Here is an 18714-nt window from a genome sequence, read left to right on the forward strand (position 1 = left end):
ATCGCCCGAGTCTTTCCGGCCGCTCCCGCTACTCTGGCGGAGTGCGTGCCGCGCCCCCGGGGGCGCGGCGGCGCATAGCCGACAGCCGTCGCACTCCAGGGAGCAACCCATGGCCTTGCCGTCCCCCTCGTCCACCCCCGCCGCGTCCGCGCACGACGCGGCCCGGGTCGCCGCACTCCGGGAGGCACTCGCCTCCCGCGTCGTCGTCGCCGACGGCGCGATGGGCACCATGCTCCAGGCGCAGGAGCCGACGCTCGACGACTTCCAGCAGCTCGAAGGGTGCAACGAAGTCCTCAACGTCACCCGCCCGGACATCGTCCGCTCCGTCCACGAGGCCTACTTCCAGGCCGGGGTGGACTGCGTCGAGACCAACACCTTCGGCGCCAACCACTCGGCGATGAGCGAGTACGACATCCCCGAGCGGATCGAGGAGCTGTCCGAGGCCGGCGCCCGCCTGGCCCGGGAGGTCGCCGACGGCTTCGCCGCCGACGGCCGCCGCCGCTTCGTGCTCGGCTCGATCGGCCCGGGCACCAAGCTGCCCACCCTCGGCCACATCGACTACCTCACCCTGCGCGACGGCTACCAGGCCAACGCGGCCGGCCTGATCGCCGGCGGCGCCGACGCCCTGGTCGTGGAGACCATGCAGGACCTGCTCGGCGTGAAGGCCGCCGTGCTCGGCGCCCGCCGCGCGATGGCCGCCGCGGGCGTCGACCTGCCGGTGATCTGCTCGGTGTCGGTGGAGACCACCGGCACCATGCTGCTCGGCTCCGAGATCGGCGCCGCCCTGACCGCGCTCGAACCGCTCGGCATCGACCTGATCGGCCTGAACTGCTCCACCGGCCCCGCCGAGATGAGCGAGCACCTGCGCTACCTCGCCCGCCACTCCCGCATCCCGCTCAGCTGCATGCCGAACGCGGGCCTGCCGGTGCTCACCAAGGACGGCGCGCACTACCCGCTGTCCCCGTCCGAACTCGCCGACGCGCACGAGATGTTCGCCCAGGAGTACGGCCTGTCCCTGGTCGGCGGCTGCTGCGGCAGCACCCCCGAGCACCTGCGCCAGCTGGTGGATCGGATCGGCGGCCACGACATCGTCCGCCGCGACCCGCGCGCCGAGCCCGGCGCCGCCTCCCTCTACCAGACCGTGCCCTTCCGCCAGGACACCTCCTACCTGGCGATCGGCGAGCGGACCAACGCCAACGGCTCGAAGAAGTTCCGCGAGGCGATGCTGGAGGGCCGCTGGGAGGACTGCGTGGAGCTGGCCCGCGACCAGATCCGCGAGGGCGCCCACCTGCTCGACCTCTGCGTGGACTACGTCGGCCGCGACGGCGTCGCCGATATGGCCGAGATCGCCGGCCGCTTCGCCACCGCCTCCACGCTGCCGATCGTGCTGGACTCCACCGAGGTGGACGTGCTGAAGGCCGGGCTGGAGAAGCTCGGCGGCCGCGCGGTGCTCAACTCCGTCAACTACGAGGACGGCGACGGCCCCGAGTCCCGCTTCGCCCGCGTCACCGCGCTCGCCGCCGAGCACGGCGCCGCGCTGATCGCGCTGACCATCGACGAGGAGGGGCAGGCCCGTACCGCCGAGAAGAAGGTGGAGATCGCCGAGCGGCTGATCGCCGACCTCACCGGCAACTGGGGCATCCGCGAGTCCGACATCCTCATCGACTGCCTGACCTTCACCATCTGCACCGGCCAGGAGGAGTCCCGCAAGGACGGCGTCGCCACCATCGACGCCATCCGCGAGCTCAAGCGCCGCCACCCGGACGTGCAGACCACGCTGGGCCTGTCCAACATCTCCTTCGGCCTCAACCCCGCCGCCCGCACCGTGCTCAACTCCGTCTTCCTCGACGAGTGCGTCAAGGCCGGGCTGGACTCCGCGATCGTGCACGCCGCCAAGATCCTGCCGATCGCCCGCATCCCCGAGGAGCAGCGCCAGGCCGCCTACGACCTGGTCTACGACAAGCGCGCCGAGGGCTACGACCCGCTGCAGAAGCTGATGCAGCTCTTCGAGGGCGTCGACTCCAAGTCCCTGAAGGCCGGCCGCGCCGAGGAGCTGATGGCGCTGCCGCTGGAGGAGCGCCTCCAGCGCCGGATCATCGACGGCGAGAAGAACGGCCTGAGCGCCGACCTGGACGAGGCGCTGGCCGAGCGCCCCGCCCTCGAGATCGTCAACGACACGCTGCTGGCCGGGATGAAGGTGGTCGGCGAACTGTTCGGCTCCGGCCAGATGCAGCTGCCGTTCGTGCTCCAGTCCGCGGAGGTGATGAAGACCGCGGTCGCCTACCTCGAACCGCACATGGAGAAGAGTGACGACGAGGGCAAGGGCACCATCGTGCTGGCCACCGTCCGCGGCGACGTGCACGACATCGGCAAGAACCTGGTCGACATCATCCTCTCCAACAACGGCTACACCGTGGTCAACCTGGGCATCAAGCAGCCGGTCTCCGCGATCCTGGAGGCCGCCGAGGACAACCGCGCCGACGTGATCGGCATGTCCGGGCTGCTGGTGAAGTCCACGGTGATCATGAAGGAGAACCTGGAGGAGCTCAACCAGCGCGGCCTGTCCGCGAAGTACCCGGTGATCCTCGGCGGCGCGGCCCTGACCCGCGCCTACGTCGAGCAGGACCTGCACGAGATCTACGCCGGCGAGGTCCGCTACGCCCGCGACGCCTTCGAGGGCCTGCGGCTGATGGACGCCCTGATCGGGGTGAAGCGCGGGGTGCCCGGCGCGGCGCTGCCGGAGCTGAAGGCCCGCCGGGTGCCCAAGCGGGAGCAGCCGGAGGAGCCCGAGGAGGTCAACCTCGGCCAGATCCGCTCCGACGTCGCCGTGGACAACCCGGTGCCCGCGCCGCCGTTCTGGGGCAGCCGGGTGGTCAAGGGCATCCAGCTCGCCGACTACTCCTCCTGGCTGGACGAGGGCGCGCTCTTCAAGGGCCAGTGGGGCCTGAAGCAGTCGCGCGCCGACGGCCCGAGCTACGAGGAACTGGTCGAGAGCGAGGGACGCCCCCGGCTGCGCGGCCTGCTGACGAAGCTCCAGTCCGAGCACCTGCTGGAGGCGGCCGTCACCTACGGCTACTTCCCGTGCGTCTCCAAGGGCGACGACCTGATCGTGCTCCACGAGGACGGCACCGAGCGCACCCGCTTCACCTTCCCGCGCCAGCGGCGCGGGCGGCGGCTGTGCCTGGCCGACTTCTTCCGGCCCGAGGAATCCGGCGAGACCGACGTCGTCGGCTTCCAGGTGGTCACCGTCGGCAACCGCGTCTCCGAGGCGGCCAACGAGCTGTTCGCCGCCGACTCCTACCGCGACTACCTGGAACTGCACGGCCTGTCCGTCCAGCTCGCCGAGGCGCTCGCCGAGTACTGGCACGCCCGGGTCCGGGCCGAGCTCGGCTACGCCGGGGAGGACCCCGCCGACGTGGTCGACATGTTCGACCTGAAGTACCGCGGCGCCCGCTTCTCCCTGGGCTACGGCGCCTGCCCCGACCTGGAGGACCGGGCCAAGATCGCCGCCCTGCTGGAGCCGGAGCGGATCGGCGTCAAGCTCTCCGAGGAGTTCCAGCTGCACCCCGAGCAGTCCACCGACGCGATCATCGTCCACCACCCGGAGGCGAAGTACTTCAACGCGCGCTGACCAGCGGTTCATCCGCCGTTCAGCGGGCCGGGAGCGCCCGTCGTAGACTTGTGGGTCCGGCACAGGCCGGTCGTCTCCCCGCACCTTCCGCGGGGCACGGCGACCGGCCTTCGTGCCCCCCGGAGCCCAGGAGTACCGAGGAGTGGGGCCTATGACGAGCAGCATCCCGGTCGCCGCCGTCCGCACGCAGGAGGAGGCCGACGACGGCCCCTGGGCGGTGCTGCTGGATCTGGACGGCACCCTGGTCGACACCGAGGGGCTGTGGTGGGCGGCGGAGTCCGCGGTCTTCGCCGACCTCGGGCACGTGCTGGACGAGGAACACCGCTCGGTGGTCGTCGGCGGCCCGATGACCCGCAGCGTGGGCCACCTCGTCGACGTCACCGGCACCAGCGTGCCGCTGCCCGAGCTGATGGCCGCGATCAACAGCCGCTTCGAGCACCTGGTCGCCGAGGGCGCGCCCCTGATGCCCGGCGCCCGGCGGCTGCTGACCGAACTCGTCGCGCACACCGTGCCCACCGCACTGGTGTCCGCCTCGCACCGCCGCACCATCGACGCCATGCTCCGCTCGCTCGGCCCGGAGCACTTCGCCTTCACCCTGGCCGGCGACGAGATCGGCCGCACCAAGCCGCACCCGGACCCGTATCTGGCCGCCGCCGCCCGGCTGGGCGCCGACCCCGCGCACTGCGTGGTCGTCGAGGACACCCTCACCGGCGTCGCGTCCGCCGAGGCGGCCGGCTGCCGGGTGGTCGCGGTGCCCTCGCTGGTGCCGATCCCACCGGCGCCGGGCCGCACCGTCGTACGGTCCCTGGAGGACCTCGACGTCCCTTTTCTGCGCTCCTTGCGCACGGCCCTTCACTGAGCGTGTGATCTTACCCGCTCCGCTTGTGCAGACCACTGACTTTGGCCCACCCGTTGGTGCTGATCACCGCAGATCTCGGTATCGTCGCCCCAGCGTGCCCCGCGCTGCCGCCGCCCTGCTCCTGTGATCCGGGTACGCGGGCGGGCCTGTTGGGCCTTTCGGGCGCGCCACGAGCCCCCGGCACATGCGCAAGAGGAGAACTAGCAACGATGAACCGCAAGCTTCTGGTGCTGCCGGCCCTGCTCGGCGCGTTGGCACCCGCCATCACCGGGTGCGGCAGTTCCGGCGGCAGCGGCGGCAGTGGCAAACCCATCGTCGTCGGCACCACCGACAGCATCGAGCTCACCAAGGACAACCCGGCGCCGCTGGACCCGGCCACGTCCTACGACAGCGCCACCTGGAACATCTTCTACAACACCTTCCAGATGCTGCTGACCTACCAGCGCGGCAGCACCACGCCGACGCCCGACGCGGCCAAGGAGTGCCACTACGACGGCACCTCGGGACTGACGTACCAGTGCACGATGCGCGACGGCGAGAAGTTCTCCACCGGGCGCGCGCTCACCTCCGCGGACGTGAAGTACTCCATCGACCGGATGCAGAAGATCCACTGGGCCGACGGCCCGTCGTCGCTGATATCCGACGTCAAGAGCGTGGACGCGCCCGACGCGCAGACCGTGGTCTTCCACCTCAAGCAGCCCGACGCGACCTTCCCCGCGAAGCTCGCCACCCCCGCCGCCGCGATCGTGGACAGCACCGTGTACCCGGCGGCGAAGCCGTACACCGGCTGGCGGCTGGTCGGCTCCGGCCCGTACAAGCTGGACTCCTGGACCGCGGGCAAGCAGGCGGTGTTCACCAAGAACGACCACTACGACGGCACCCTGAAGATGCACAACAGCGCCGTCACCCTCAAGATGTACGCCGACTCCGACACGATGGAGAACGCGCTCAAGTCCGGCGCCCTGGACGTGATGAGCCGGCAGATGTCGCCGGACCAGATCCAGAAGCTCCAGTCGAACCCTGACCCGGACTTCAAGCTCACCGAGTCCTCCGGCGGCGAGGCCCGCTACCTCTTCCTCAACACCGACGCGCCGTCGCTGAAGAAGACCGCGGTCCGCCAGGCGATGGCCCAGCTCGTCGACCGCCAGGCGATCACCCGCGACGTCTACCAGCGCACCGCGGTACCGCTGTACTCGGTGGTCCCGCAGGGCATCACCACCCACGTCAACTCCTTCTACGACACCTACGGCGAGCCCAGCGTCAAGAAGGCGCAGAAGACCCTGGAGAACGCCGGCATCACCGACAAGGTGCCGCTGACCATCAACTTCCGCCGCGACAACGGCGGCACGATGAACCAGGCCGAGGCCGAGGCCATCGCCAAGCAGCTCAACGCCTCCGGGCTCTTCGACGTCACCGTCAAGAGCGAGCAGTGGAACGCGTTCCTGAAGGCCGCCGGCGAGGGCAAGTACCAGGTCTTCGCGCTGAGCTGGCTGCCGGACTTCCCCGACCCCGACAACTACATCGCGCCGTTCTTCGACAAGGAGACGTTCATCCCGCTGCCGTACGACCTGACGCAGATCCGGAACACGATCCTGCCGGAGACCCGCCGCCAGGCCGAGCGCAGCGCCACCACGGACGCCTTCGACGAGGCGCAGAAGCTCGTCGCCGAGCAGGTGCCGATGCTCCCGCTGTGGCAGGCGAACCAGTACATCGCCGCCCGCAACGACATCACCGGCGCGGAGTGGGCGCTCAACGCGTCGACCACCACGCAGTTCTGGGAGCTGGGCCGCGGCGCCTCCAGCTGACCGCGACCGCCGCGACCGCCGCGCCCCCGGGCGCGGCACGCGAAAGGGCAACGCCCCTGCGCCGGACCGGTGCAGGGGCGTTGCCGTGGGCGGGCGGCTCGGCTCAGCCCGCGCCGGGCCGCACCAGGCCGCTCTCGTACGCGTACACCGCCGCCTGCACCCGGTCGCGCAGGCCCAGCTTCGTCAGCACATGGCCGACATGCGTCTTCACGGTGGTCTCGCTGACGAACAGCTCGGCGGCGATCTCCGCGTTCGACAGGCCGCGGGCCACCAGCCTCAGCACCTCCACCTCGCGCTCGGTCAGCGTGTGCAGCGGCTGCGGCAGCGCCTCCTCGCCCGACGGGAGGCGGCCGGCGTACTTGTCCAGCAGCCGCCGGGTGATGCTGGGCGCGAGCATCGCCTCGCCGGCGGCCACCACCCGGATCGCCTGCACCAGTTCCGCGGCCGGCGCGTCCTTGAGCAGGAAGCCGCTGGCCCCGGCGCGCAGCGCCTCCACCACGTACTCGTCCAGGTCGAAGGTGGTCAGCACCAGCACCTTCGCCGGGCCCGACCGGTCCGGGCCGGTGATCTGCCGGGTCGCCTCCACCCCGTCCATCCGGGGCATGCGGATGTCCATCAGCACCACGTCGGGCTGCAACGCCCGCACCTGGTCCAGCGCCTGCTGCCCGTCCCCGGCCTCGCCGACCACGGCCAGGTCCGGTTCGGCCTCCAGGATCATCCGGAAGCCGGTGCGCAACAGGGGCTGATCGTCCACCAGCAGGACGCGGATCGCCACAAGTACTCCTTCGCTAGACCGGACCATTCTCGCCCACGAGGGGCCCGGTGCCGCCCGCGTCGGCGGGGCGCGCCAGCGGGTACGGCGGGGGAGTGCCGCCGAACTCCGGGCACAGCGCCTGGTGGTCGCACCACCCGCACAGCGGGGTGCGCCGCGGCCGCCAGTCACCGCTGGCCGTCGCCTCCTGGATCGCCTCCCACAGCGCCAGCAGCCGCCGCTCGGTGCGCAGCAGGTCCGCCTCCGACGGGTCGTACGTCCGCACGTCGCCGCTGCCGAGGTAGACCAGCTGGAGCCGGCGCGGCACCACCCCGCGCAGCCGCCACAGCACCAGCGCGTAGAACCGCATCTGGAACAGCGGCTCGTCGGCGTACTCCGGGCGGGGCGCCTTGCCCGTCTTGTAGTCCACCACCCGCAGGTCCCCGGTGGCCGGCGCCACGTCCAGCCGGTCGACGTAGCCGCGCAGCGTCAACCCCGACTCCAGCACCGTCTCCACGTACAACTCGCGCTCGGCGGGCTCCAGCCGGGTCGGGTCCTCCAGCGTGAACCACCGCTCCACCAGCCGCTCGGCGCTCGCCAGCCACTCCGCCAGCGCCGCTGCGTCGAGCGCGCCCTCGGCCGCGGTGAACAGCCCGGCCAGCTCCGGGCGGGCGGCCAGCAGCCGCTGCCACTCGCCGGGCACCATCGCGCGGGCCCGCTCCGGTGTGCGCTCGGCGGCCGGCGCGTCGAACAGCCGCTCCAGCACCGCGTGCACCACGGTGCCGCGGGTCGCCGCCTGGCTCGGCTGCTCCGGCAGCCGGTCGATCACCCGCAACCGGTACAGCAGCGGGCAGCGCATGAAGTCCGCCGCCCGCGACGGCGACAGCGACGCGGGCGGGCGCGGCGGCAGCCCGCCGCCGGGGCCGCCCGACGGCCCCTTCGCCGCGGCCGCCCCGGTCTGCTCCGCCTGCTTCGTCTGCGTCCCCATGGCAGACGACCTTACGGCCTGCCACCGACACAGGGCACGCGCCGGTGTGCCCCACGCGACAGGGCCATATCATGGGCCCGATGCCCCTCGTGCCGCATGATCGGCACGGGGGTCTGTTTTCAGAAGGGGAATGAGTGAGCGAGAGCGGCGGTCCACCGTCCCGGAACACCCGCGCGCCGGGCCGCGGCGGCGAGGACGGCACGGACAAGCAGCCGAGGGAGCCGGGCGGCGGCATCCTCATGGGCAGGTTCCTCGGCGTCCCCATCTACGTCGCCCCCAGCTGGTTCCTGGTCGCCGCACTGATCACCTGGGTCTTCGGCGGACAGCTCGACCATGTGCTGCCCGACCTCGGCGGCGTCCGCTACCTCGTCTCGCTCTTCTTCGCGGTCGCCTTCTACGCCTCGGTGCTCGTCCACGAACTGGCGCACACGGTGGCGGCGATCCGGTTCGACCTGCCGGTGCGCCGCATCCAACTCCAGTTCTTCGGCGGCGTCTCGGAGATCGAGAAGGACTCCGACACCCCCGGCCGCGAGTTCATGCTCTCCTTCGTCGGGCCGCTGCTGTCGCTGGTGCTGTCCGGGGTCTTCTACGGCGGGATGCAGCTCGTCGACCGCGGCACCGTGCCCGGGGTGCTGCTCGCCGGGCTGACGGTCAGCAACCTGATCGTGGCGATCTTCAACTTCCTGCCCGGACTCCCGCTGGACGGCGGCCGCATGCTGCGGGCGGTGGTCTGGAAGCTCAGCGGCGACCCGATGAAGGGCACCGTGGCGGCCGCCTGGGCCGGGCGGGTGCTCGCGCTGGCCGTCCTGATCGGCATGCCCATGCTGTCCTACCTGCGGGGCGGCGGAGAGAGCGGCGCGGACTCGCTCACCGACGCGCTGCTGGCCGCGATCCTCGCCGCGATCATGTGGACCGGCGCGGGCAACGGGCTGCGGATGGCGCGGCTGCGCGAGCGCCTGCCCGACCTGCGGGCACGCACCCTGACCCGGCGGGCCGTGCCGGTCTCCTCCGACACCCCGCTGTCCGAGGCGCTGCGCCGGGCGAACGAGGCAGGCGCGCGGGCCCTGGTCGTCGTGGACGGCAAGGGCGACCCGACGGCGCTGGTGCGCGAGTCGGCGATCATCTCGGTGCCCGAGCACCGGCGCCCCTGGGTCGCGGTCAGCGGCCTGTCCCACGACCTGCGCCCGGGGATGCGGGTGTCCGCCGACCTCACCGGCGAGGAACTCCTCGACACCCTGCGCGCCACCCCCTCCACCGAGTACCTCGTGGTGGAGCCCACCGGCGAGATCTACGGCGTCCTGTCCACCGCCGACGTCGAGCGCGCCTTCGTCGCCGCCATGTCCCGCGCGGCCTAGTTCCGCGCGGCCTGGTTCCGCGCGGCCTGGCACCGCGGACCACCCGCCCGTGGCCGCCGTCGGAACGGGTGCCGCGAGCCACTAAGGTGGTCCTATGTCCGAACCGACTGGTGCAGCCCGCAGGCGCGGGCCTTTCAGAGTCGGGGACCAGGTCCAGCTCACCGACCCCAAGGGACGCCACTACACGTTCACGCTCGAAGCCGGAAAGCAGTTCCACACCCACAAGGGCGCTTTCCCGCACGACGAGCTGATCGGTGCCCCCGAGGGCAGTGTGGTGCGGACCACGGGAAACGTCGCCTACCTCGCGCTGCGCCCCCTGCTCCCCGACTACGTCCTGTCCATGCCCCGCGGCGCCGCCGTGGTCTACCCCAAGGACGCGGGGCAGATCCTGGCGATGGCCGACATCTTCCCCGGCGCCCGGGTGGTCGAGGCAGGCGTCGGCTCCGGCTCGCTGAGCAGCTTCCTGCTCCGCGCGATCGGCGACCACGGCATGCTGCACAGCTACGAGCGCCGGGCGGACTTCGCCGAGATCGCCACCCAGAACGTCGAGCGCTACTTCGGCGGCCCGCACCCGGCCTGGCAGCTCACCGTGGGCGACCTCCAGGACCACCTGTCGGACACCGACGTGGACCGGGTCGTCCTCGACATGCTCGCGCCCTGGGAGTGCCTGGAGGCCGTCGCCAAGGCCCTGGTGCCCGGCGGCATCCTGTGCGCCTACGTGGCCACCACCACCCAGCTCGCCCGCACCGTGGAGGCGATCCGCGAGCACGGCACCTTCAACGAGCCGGCCGCCTGGGAGTCGATGGTCCGCACCTGGCACGTCGAGGGGCTCGCGGTCCGGCCCGACCACCGCATGATCGGCCACACCGGCTTCCTCCTCACCGCCCGGCGGCTGGCCGACGGCGTCGAGCCGCCGCTGCGCCGCCGCCGCCCCGCCAAGGGCGCCTACGGCGAGGACTACACCGGCCCGGGCGGCGGGAGCGGCGCCGACAGCTGAGGTCCGTTTCCGGCCAACTTCACCGCGCCGCCGCCGGTTTGCCCGCCCGGGCCGCCGGCGGCGGCGCGGCGCTTTTCCGCCACCTGGGGACGTACCGGACGGGTCCGGGCCCACCGGCGAGACCGCGGGGACCGGCGGCCCGGGTCCGCACCGCCCCCGCCGTACCGCGCCCGTGTGACGTGTGGCACCATGCTGGCCACCCCCGCAGACCGAACCCCCAGGAGCCAGGCGAGTGCAGCCCTCCGCAGGTCAGGCCCTTCCGCACACGCACAGCCGCGCTGTGCACTGGATCACCACGGCCGCCGCCGTGGGCGCCCTGGTCGGGGCCATGGCCCTGGTGCAGCCCGCGGACGCCAGCCCCAAGGCCGCCGCCAGACCCGCCGCGACGACATCCGGGCCGCCGGTCGCCGCGCCCGACCCGAACGCCGTCAGCTACCCGCTGACCTGCGCCCCCGGCGCCAAGGTGGACGTGATCTCGCACGTCTCGGCCGACTTCGACGGCGACGGGCGGCCCGAGACCGCCGTCGTGGTCCGCTGCCACTCCGACACCGGCACCCCGCCCAGCGGCGTGTACGTGCTGTCCGCCCCGGCCCACCCCGGCGGCGCTCCGAAGATCGCGGTCACCCTGGTCAGGCCCCAGGACGACCGGCAGATCTCCGACTTCCGGCTGGACGGCGACACCGTCAAGGCCACCGTGCTCGGCTTCTCCAGCGACGACGTCGCCCGCTGCTGCCCGGACCTGAAGCGCACCTACACCTGGGAGTGGCGCGGCGACCGGTACGTGGCGCTGCCCGGCCCGGCCGCCGGGGCCGTCTGAGCCGAGGGCCGCCGCGGTCAGTCGGCCGCCGGGCCGTACACCTCGACCCGGTCCGCCACCCGCCGCACATGGATGCACTCGCCCGGGCACTCCCGGGCCGAGTCCACCACGTCGGTGAGCAGCGGCAGCGGCACGGGCACGGTGGCGCCCGGGGACTGGCGCAACTCGTCGTCGGAGTCCTTGACGTACGCCAGCCCGTCGATGTCCAACTCGAACACCTCGGGCGCGTACTGCACGCAGATCCCGTCGCCCGTACACAGGTCCTGGTCGATCCAGACCTCTAGTGCCTCGGCTGCGCCCTGGCCCTGGCTGTCGCTCACGCGGAACCCATCCCTGCCGTTCGTCGTTCCGGAAATAACCGGGGAAGCACCCGGGGAAGCAACAGCCCCCGGCGGCTGTTGACCCGAACGACGATACAACCGGCGGCTTTCGAATGGAGATCGGCGGGTATCCCAGTGGCGGAGGGACGTGCGCAAGGGTGAAGATCGGACACACCGCGATCGTCTTTGTGATCTAGGGGTTTCAACCCCTACCAGCCCAGGTAGGGTCTGGGAACGTCCAGCTCCCCTTGGAGGAGGTGAGGACCGTGGCGGCCCACGACGACGAATTCAACCGTGGCGGCCGACCCGCTCGTGGTTCGGAAGACCCCATGAGCCAGGTCGCCTTTCTTGAGCAGGAGATCGCCGTCCTGCGACGCAAGCTCGCCGACTCTCCGCGGCACACGAGGATTCTCGAGGAGCGGATCGTCGAGCTGCAGACCAACCTGGCGGGCGTCTCCGCACAGAACGAACGGCTCGCGAGCACCCTGCGCGAGGCCCGCGACCAGATCGTGGCCCTCAAGGAGGAGGTCGACCGGCTGGCCCAGCCGCCGGCCGGCTTCGGCGTGTTCCTACAGGCCAATGACGACGGCACTGCCGACATCTTCACCGGCGGCCGCAAGCTGCGGGTCAACGTCAGCCCGTCCGTCGAACTCGACGAGGTCAAGCGCGGCCAGGAGCTGATGCTCAACGAGGCGCTGAACGTCGTGGAGGCGATGGAGTTCGAGCTGGTCGGCGACATCGTCACCCTCAAGGAGATCCTGGAGGACGGCGAGCGCGCCCTGGTGATCGGGCACACCGACGAGGAGCGCGTGGTCCGGCTCGCCGAGCCGCTGCTCGACGGCACCCTGCGCACCGGCGACGCGCTGCTGCTCGAACCCCGCTCCGGCTACGTGTACGAACGCGTGCCCAAGAGCGAGGTCGAGGAGCTGGTCCTCGAAGAGGTCCCTGACATCGACTACCGGCAGATCGGCGGCCTCGGCAACCAGATCGAGCAGATCCGCGACGCGGTCGAGCTGCCCTACCTGCACGCCGACCTGTTCAAGGAGTACGAACTGCGGCCGCCCAAGGGCGTGCTGCTGTACGGCCCGCCCGGCTGCGGCAAGACGCTCATCGCCAAGGCGGTCGCCAACTCGCTCGCCAAGAAGGTCGCCGAGGTCACCGGCCGGCCGCAGGGCAAGAGCTACTTCCTGAACATCAAGGGTCCCGAGCTGCTCAACAAGTACGTCGGCGAGACCGAGCGGCAGATCCGCCTGGTCTTCCAGCGGGCCCGGGAGAAGGCCTCCGAGGGCACCCCGGTCATCGTCTTCTTCGACGAGATGGAGTCCCTGTTCCGCACCCGCGGCTCGGGCGTCAGCTCCGACGTGGAGAACACCATCGTCCCCCAGCTCCTCGCCGAGATCGACGGCGTCGAGGGCCTGGAGAACGTGATCGTGATCGGCGCCTCCAACCGCGAGGACATGATCGACCCGGCCATCCTGCGCCCCGGCCGGCTCGACGTGAAGATCAAGATCGAGCGTCCGGACGCCGAGGCGGCCAAGGACATCTTCTCCAAGTACCTGGTCGACACCCTCCCGCTGCACTCCGACGACCTCGCCGAGCACGGCCAGTCCCGGGCCGGCACCGTGGACGCCATGATCCAGTCGGTGGTCGAGCGGATGTACTCCGAGAGCGAGGAGAACCGCTTCCTGGAGGTCACCTATGCCAACGGTGACAAGGAGGTCCTGTTCTTCAAGGACTTCAACTCCGGCGCGATGATCCAGAACATCGTGGACCGGGCGAAGAAGATGGCGATCAAGGACTTCCTCGACCACGACCAGCGCGGGCTGCGGGTGAACCACCTGCTCGCCGCGTGCGTGGACGAGTTCAAGGAGAACGAGGACCTGCCGAACACCACCAACCCCGACGACTGGGCGCGGATCTCCGGCAAGAAGGGCGAGCGGATCGTGTTCATCCGCACCCTGGTGACCGGAAAGCAGGGAGCGGACACCGGACGCTCCATCGACACCGTGGCGAACACCGGACAGTATCTGTAAGCACTACCCTCCGGCTGCGGGTCCCGACCAGCGGGTACCCGCAGCCGGTGTGTTTCGGGCCCGGACGGGCCGGAGCCGGGCAAGGAGGGCCGCATGACCGTACGGCGAGTAATGGGTATCGAGACGGAGTACGGCATCTCCGTCCCCGGCCACCCCAATGCCAATGCCATGCTCACCTCGTCCCAGATCGTCAACGCCTACGCGGCGGCGATGCACCGGGCGCGGCGCGCACGCTGGGACTTCGAGGAGGAGAACCCGCTGCGGGACGCCCGCGGCTTCGACCTCGCCCGGGAGGCGGCCGACTCCACCCAGCTCACCGACGAGGACATCGGCCTCGCCAACGTGATCCTCACCAACGGCGCCCGGCTCTACGTCGACCACGCCCATCCGGAGTACTCCTCGCCGGAGATCACCAACCCGCGCGACGCGGTGCTGTGGGACAAGGCGGGGGAGCGGATCATGGCCGAGGCGGCGGTGCGCGCCGCCCAGCTGCCCGGCGCCCAGCAGATCCTGCTCTACAAGAACAACACGGACAACAAGGGCGCCTCCTACGGCACCCACGAGAACTACCTGATGCGCCGGGAGACCCCGTTCTCGGACATCGTCCGGCACCTGACGCCGTTCTTCGTCTCCCGGCAGGTGGTCACCGGCGCCGGGCGGGTCGGCCTCGGCCAGGACGGGCACGAGGACGGCTTCCAGCTCAGCCAGCGCGCGGACTACTTCGAGGTCGAGGTGGGGCTGGAGACCACCCTCAAGCGCCCGATCATCAACACCCGGGACGAACCGCACTCCGACGCGGAGAAGTACCGCCGGCTGCACGTGATCATCGGCGACGCCAACCTCTCGGAGATCTCCACCTACCTCAAGCTGGGCACCACCTCGCTGGTGCTGTCCATGATCGAGGAGGGGTTCATCAAGGTCGACCTCGCGGTAGACCAGCCGGTGCGGACCCTGCACGAGGTCTCCCACGACCCCGGGCTGCGCCGGCTCATCACACTGCGCAACGGCCGTAAACTTACGGCCGTACAGCTCCAGATGGAGTACTTCGACCTCGCCCGCAAGTACGTCGAGGAGCGCTACGGCGCCGACGCCGACGAGCAGACCAGGGACGTGCTGACCCGCTGGGAGGACGTCCTGGGCCGCCTGGAGACCGACCCGATGAGCCTGTCCGGCGAGCTGGACTGGGTGGCGAAGCTGGAGCTGCTGGAGGGCTACCGGCGCCGCGACGGCCTGGACTGGGACGCCGCCCGGCTGCACCTGGTCGACCTCCAGTACGCCGACGTGCGCCCCGACAAGGGCCTGTACAACCGCCTGGCGGCCCGCGGCCGGGTCAAGCGGCTGCTGACCGAGGACGAGGTGCTGCGGGCGGTACAGCGCCCGCCGGAGGACACCAGGGCCTACTTCCGCGGCCGCTGCCTGGAGCAGTACGCCGACGACGTGGCCGCCGCCTCCTGGGACTCGGTGATCTTCGACCTGCCCGGCCACGACTCGCTCCAGCGCGTGCCCACCCTGGAGCCGCTGCGCGGCACCCGGGAGCACGTCAAGGACCTGCTGGACCGCTGCCGCACGGCCGACGAGCTGGTCCGCGTGCTGTCCGGTGGCTGATCCGCGGCTGAAACGGCCCGGAACCGGGAATCAAGTCCCTAGCACTCGGACGTTGTCGTATTCGAGGGCCGTAGTCGGACCCTCCTTGTAGGGTCTGATCTTGTACGCACGCAACCGAGCGGGGTGAGGGACATGGCTACCAAGGACACCGACGGCGGACAGCAGCGGGCTACGCGTTCCACGGACGAGGCCGAGGAGGTCCAGGAGGACACCAAGGCCGCCGAGGACCTCAAGGAGCGCCACGAGAAGCTCTCGGACGACGTGGACTCGGTCCTCGACGAGATCGACGACGTCCTGGAGGAGAACGCCGAGGACTTCGTGCGCTCCTTCGTCCAGAAGGGCGGCGAGTAGCCGCTCACCCGTTCGTCCGCCCCGCGTCCTGTGGACCGCGGGGCGGATGGATGCGGGGCCCATGGGTAGGGTCCGTAGCAAACACCATGATCGTGTGGAAGGAATCGCGTGGAAGCCAACACTCGTAAGCCCGGGCATCTGCCGGCTGCCTTCCTGACGCCCGGCTCGTCGTCGTTCCTCGACTTCCTCGGCGAGCACTCGCCCGAGCTGCTGCCCGGCAACCGGGCGCTGCCCGCGGTCAAGGGCGCGGTTGAGCTGCCGCACGGCACCACCATCGTGGCCGCCGTCTTCGACTCCGGCGTCGTGCTCGCCGGCGACCGCCGCGCCACCATGGGCAACGTGATCGCCCAGCGCGACATCGAGAAGGTCTTCCCGGCCGACGAGTACTCCGCGGTCGGCATCGCCGGCACCGCCGGCCTGGCGGTCGAGATGGTCAAGCTCTTCCAGCTGGAGCTGGAGCACTACGAGAAGATCGAGGGCGCCACGCTCTCCCTGGAGGGCAAGGCCAACCGGCTGTCCACCATGATCCGCGGGAATCTCGCGATGGCCATGCAGGGCCTCGCCGTGGTCCCCCTCTTCGCCGGTTACGACACCGACCGCGCCAAGGGCCGCATCTTCTCCTACGACATCACCGGCGGCCGCACCGAAGAGGTCAACTTCGCCACCACCGGCTCCGGTTCGGTCTTCGCCCGCGGCGCGCTGAAGAAGCTCCACCGCCGCGACCAGACCGAGCAGCAGACCGTCACCGCGGTCATCCAGGCGCTGTACGACGCGGCCGACGACGACTCGGCCACCGGCGGCCCGGACCTGACCCGGCAGATCTTCCCGATCGTCACCGTCATCACCGAGGACGGCTTCCGCCGGCTCGAGGAGTCCGACGTCGCCACGATCGCCCGCTCGGTGCTCGACGGCCGGCTCGAACACCCCGACGGCCCGCAGGCCGAGGTGCTGTGACGCCCGCTCACCCGCCGCGCCCGCCGCGGCCCTTGACCTACGCAGCAGCGCCGACGACAGCAGAAAGGCACGGTTGAGCCGGTGTCCACGCCCTTTTACGTTTCGCCCCAGCAGGCCATGGCGGACCGCGCGGAGTACGCCCGCAAGGGGATCGCGCGCGGCCGCAGCGTCGTGGTGCTCCAGTACGTCGACGGGATCGTCTTCGTCGCCGAGAACCCCTCGCGGGCGCTCCACAAGGTCAGCGAGATCTACGACCGGATCGCCTTCGCCGCCGTCGGCAAGTACAACGAGTTCGAGAACCTCCGGATCGGCGGGGTGCGCTACGCCGACCTGCGCGGCTACACCTACGACCGCGACGACGTCACCGCGCGCGGCCTCGCCAACGTCTACGCGCAGACCCTCGGCACCATCTTCTCCAGCGTCGGCGAGAAGCCGTACGAGGTGGAGCTGATCGTGGCCGAGGTGGGCGCCGCGGCCGAGGACGACCAGATCTACCGGCTGCCGCACGACGGGTCCATCGTCGACGAGCACGGTGCCGTCGCCGTCGGTGGCAACTCCGACCAGATCGGCAGCTACCTCGACCAGCGGCACCGCGACGGCATGACCCTGGCGGAGGCGCTGGCGCTGGCCGTCGAGTCCCTCGGGCGCGACTCCAACGGCGGGAGTGACCGGCAGCTCACCGCCGAGCAGCTTGAGGTCGCGGTCCTCGACCGCACCCGGCCCCAGCAGCGCAAGTTCAAGCGCATCCTCGGCCGCCAGCTCTCCCGCCTCCTCGAGTCCGACAGCGCGGCCACCACGAAGACGGACGACCCCTCGGACGAAGAAGAGGAGTAGCCCTCCCCGCCCCTCCCCCCGCCCAACCCGGTTCTCTCGGTTGGGGGACCACCTGTGGGTGGTGGGCTGGTCGCGCAGTTCCCCGCGCCCCTGCCCCCGGGGTGGGCTGGTCCTGTGGGTTGGGGGACCACCTGTGGGTGGTGGGCTGGCCGCGCAGTTCCCCGCGCCCCTGGGCCCCTCGGGCCAGCCCGGTCCCGTCGGTTGGGGGACTACCCGCGTCCCTGCGTCGCTGTGCGCTGCGGAGCAGCCGCACTCACCCAGGGGCGCGGGGAACTGCGCGACCAGCCACCGCGCAGCGGCAGTCGCGCGCGTGCGGCAAGTGGCACGGACCGTCACGGCGCCAACGCAGTGGACCCGCGGGGAACGAGTTGGACGGGCAGCTCGACCGGGGCGACGGGCACCCCGTCAATGCGCCCGAGCAACGTGGCCATACCCTGCGCCCCGACCTCCTCGGCGGGAAGCCGCACCGTGGTGAGCTCGGGATCGAGCGCGGTCGCGAGTTCGAGATCGTCGAAGCCCGAGACGGACAAATCCTGCGGCACCCGGAGCCCGAGCCGCCGCGCGGCCTTGCAGGCGCCGGCGGCGAGGATGTCGCCGTCGCAGAGGAGTGCGGTGGGTCGGGGCCCGGCCCCGGTGAGGGCGCGCACGGCCGCGTCATGAGCCGCACGGACGTTCAGCCCGCACCGCTCGATCCCCGGCAGGGCCCCCTCGACGCCCGCGAGCTCCTCGCGGACGGTCTGCGCCCGCACCCGGAACGTCCAGGTGTCCACGTCGGCCGCGAGATGCGTGATCCTGCGGTGGCCGAGCCCCACGAGGTGCCGCACCACCTGGCGGATGCCGTCCGCGACGGCGAGGTCGACCGTCGGCGGACCGCCCGCCGCCCCGGGCCCGCTGTCCAGCATCACCAGCGGCAGCCCGCCCTCGGCGATCCCCGCGAGCGCGTCGGCCGCCATGGAGGAAGCGATCACCCCGTCGATCGCGGCCCGCGCGGAGCCGAACGGGTCACGGGCCGGCCCGACCCCCTCGGGCGAGGGGTAGAGCACCACCCCGAAGCCGTGCGCGTCGGCCACCCGCGCGGCCCCGGCGTAGACCCGGGCGAAGTACTCGTGGGTGAGCGCGGGCACCACGAGCAGCGCGGTCCTGGTCCGCCCCAGCCGCAGGCTGCGCGCGGCCGCGTTCGGCCGGTACCCCAGTTCCCCGGCCGCCCCCCGCACCGCCTCCGCGGTGCGCTCCGAGACCCGCCCGCGCCACTTCCCGCCGAGCACCAGCGACACCGTCGCCTGCGACACGCCGGCCACCCGCGCCACATCGCGCGATGTGGGTCGATCGCTCCCGGCCACCTCGCCCGCCGCCTTCCTGGAACCCGCCCCACGGTCTGGACCCGTGAGCTGCCGACATGGTACGTATGACGCCG

General features: G+C 71.4%; 15 protein-coding genes. 11 read left to right on the plus strand and 4 right to left on the minus strand.

Translation table 11 applies throughout. The features are described 5' to 3' along the window. Positions 1–109: 109 nt before the first annotated feature. From metH to WA788_RS11100, 3 genes are all read left to right on the plus strand, one after another. Positions 110–3631 carry a methionine synthase gene (gene metH / locus WA788_RS11090; RefSeq protein ID WP_335975321.1) on the plus strand — a complete coding sequence of 1174 codons (3522 nt, stop codon included), beginning with the start codon at positions 110–112 and terminating at the stop codon, positions 3629–3631. A 151-nt stretch (positions 3632–3782) separates the two neighbouring features. Beyond that, positions 3783–4490, plus strand: coding sequence for an HAD family hydrolase (locus tag WA788_RS11095; RefSeq protein ID WP_335975325.1), 708 nt, complete (start codon positions 3783–3785; stop codon positions 4488–4490). Between the two features lie 209 nt (positions 4491–4699). Next, the gene (locus WA788_RS11100; RefSeq protein ID WP_335975330.1) at positions 4700–6295 is read left to right on the plus strand and encodes an ABC transporter substrate-binding protein; all 1596 of its coding nucleotides are present in this window, start codon (positions 4700–4702) and stop codon (positions 6293–6295) included. A 103-nt stretch (positions 6296–6398) separates the two neighbouring features. Here WA788_RS11100 and WA788_RS11105 read toward each other — a convergent pair whose 3' ends face one another. Both WA788_RS11105 and WA788_RS11110 read right to left on the minus strand, forming a co-directional pair. Next, positions 6399–7070, minus strand: coding sequence for a response regulator transcription factor (locus tag WA788_RS11105; protein WP_335975333.1), 672 nt, complete (start codon positions 7068–7070; stop codon positions 6399–6401). Positions 7071–7083: 13 nt separating this feature from the next. Continuing rightward, the gene (locus tag WA788_RS11110) at positions 7084–8034 is read right to left on the minus strand and encodes a RecB family exonuclease (protein ID WP_335975335.1); all 951 of its coding nucleotides are present in this window, start codon (positions 8032–8034) and stop codon (positions 7084–7086) included. A 134-nt stretch (positions 8035–8168) separates the two neighbouring features. On the opposite strand from WA788_RS11110, the gene WA788_RS11115 reads away from it, so the two are divergent. The 3 genes from WA788_RS11115 (at position 8169) to WA788_RS11125 (ending at position 11203) form a co-directional block, all read left to right on the plus strand. After that, positions 8169–9389: a site-2 protease family protein gene (locus WA788_RS11115; protein WP_335975338.1), complete on the plus strand. Its 1221-nt coding sequence runs from the start codon at positions 8169–8171 to the stop codon at positions 9387–9389. A 94-nt stretch (positions 9390–9483) separates the two neighbouring features. Then, the gene (locus WA788_RS11120) at positions 9484–10386 is read left to right on the plus strand and encodes a tRNA (adenine-N1)-methyltransferase (RefSeq protein WP_335975342.1); all 903 of its coding nucleotides are present in this window, start codon (positions 9484–9486) and stop codon (positions 10384–10386) included. Between the two features lie 280 nt (positions 10387–10666). Beyond that, a complete protein-coding gene (locus tag WA788_RS11125; RefSeq protein WP_335975346.1) occupies positions 10667–11203 on the plus strand; it encodes a hypothetical protein in 537 nt (178 codons plus the stop codon). 17 nt (positions 11204–11220) lie between these two features. Here WA788_RS11125 and WA788_RS11130 read toward each other — a convergent pair whose 3' ends face one another. Further along, the gene (locus WA788_RS11130; protein ID WP_335975348.1) at positions 11221–11523 is read right to left on the minus strand and encodes a ferredoxin; all 303 of its coding nucleotides are present in this window, start codon (positions 11521–11523) and stop codon (positions 11221–11223) included. 266 nt (positions 11524–11789) lie between these two features. On the opposite strand from WA788_RS11130, the gene arc reads away from it, so the two are divergent. From arc to prcA, 5 genes are all read left to right on the plus strand, one after another. Further along, complete coding sequence (gene arc / locus WA788_RS11135) at positions 11790–13556, plus strand: proteasome ATPase (protein ID WP_335975352.1); 1767 nt, start codon at positions 11790–11792, stop codon at positions 13554–13556. A 93-nt stretch (positions 13557–13649) separates the two neighbouring features. Next, on the plus strand, positions 13650–15161 hold the full coding sequence (gene dop / locus WA788_RS11140) for a depupylase/deamidase Dop (protein ID WP_335975355.1): 1512 nt from the start codon (positions 13650–13652) through the stop codon (positions 15159–15161). A 132-nt stretch (positions 15162–15293) separates the two neighbouring features. Beyond that, positions 15294–15512, plus strand: a complete 219-nt coding sequence (locus tag WA788_RS11145; protein WP_335975358.1) for a ubiquitin-like protein Pup — start codon at positions 15294–15296, stop codon at positions 15510–15512. Positions 15513–15620: 108 nt separating this feature from the next. Then, positions 15621–16466, plus strand: coding sequence for a proteasome subunit beta (gene prcB / locus WA788_RS11150; protein ID WP_335975360.1), 846 nt, complete (start codon positions 15621–15623; stop codon positions 16464–16466). Positions 16467–16547: 81 nt separating this feature from the next. Beyond that, entirely contained in the window at positions 16548–17300 is a 753-nt protein-coding gene (gene prcA, locus WA788_RS11155; RefSeq protein WP_335975363.1) for a proteasome subunit alpha, read from the plus strand. Positions 17301–17632: 332 nt separating this feature from the next. On the opposite strand, the gene WA788_RS11160 is transcribed toward prcA, so the two are convergent. Continuing rightward, a complete protein-coding gene (locus WA788_RS11160) occupies positions 17633–18640 on the minus strand; it encodes a LacI family DNA-binding transcriptional regulator (RefSeq protein ID WP_335975366.1) in 1008 nt (335 codons plus the stop codon). Between the last annotated feature and the right edge of the window lie 74 nt (positions 18641–18714).

Source organism: Streptomyces sp. CA2R106 (genome assembly GCF_037034245.1).
In the GTDB taxonomy this organism is placed as follows: Bacteria; Actinomycetota; Actinomycetes; order Streptomycetales; family Streptomycetaceae; genus Actinacidiphila.

Bases quoted from the DNA above. Each gene is read 5' to 3' on its own strand.
- metH (WP_335975321.1), top strand. From the start codon at position 110: ATGGCCTTGCCGTCCCCCTCGTCCACCCCCGCCGCGTCCGCGCACGAC.
- WA788_RS11095 (WP_335975325.1), top strand. From the start codon at position 3,783: ATGACGAGCAGCATCCCGGTCGCCGCCGTCCGCACGCAGGAGGAGGCC.
- WA788_RS11100 (WP_335975330.1), top strand. From the start codon at position 4,700: ATGAACCGCAAGCTTCTGGTGCTGCCGGCCCTGCTCGGCGCGTTGGCA.
- WA788_RS11110 (WP_335975335.1), bottom strand. From the start codon at position 8,034: ATGGGGACGCAGACGAAGCAGGCGGAGCAGACCGGGGCGGCCGCGGCG.
- WA788_RS11120 (WP_335975342.1), top strand. From the start codon at position 9,484: ATGTCCGAACCGACTGGTGCAGCCCGCAGGCGCGGGCCTTTCAGAGTC.
- dop (WP_335975355.1), top strand. From the start codon at position 13,650: ATGACCGTACGGCGAGTAATGGGTATCGAGACGGAGTACGGCATCTCC.
- WA788_RS11145 (WP_335975358.1), top strand. From the start codon at position 15,294: ATGGCTACCAAGGACACCGACGGCGGACAGCAGCGGGCTACGCGTTCC.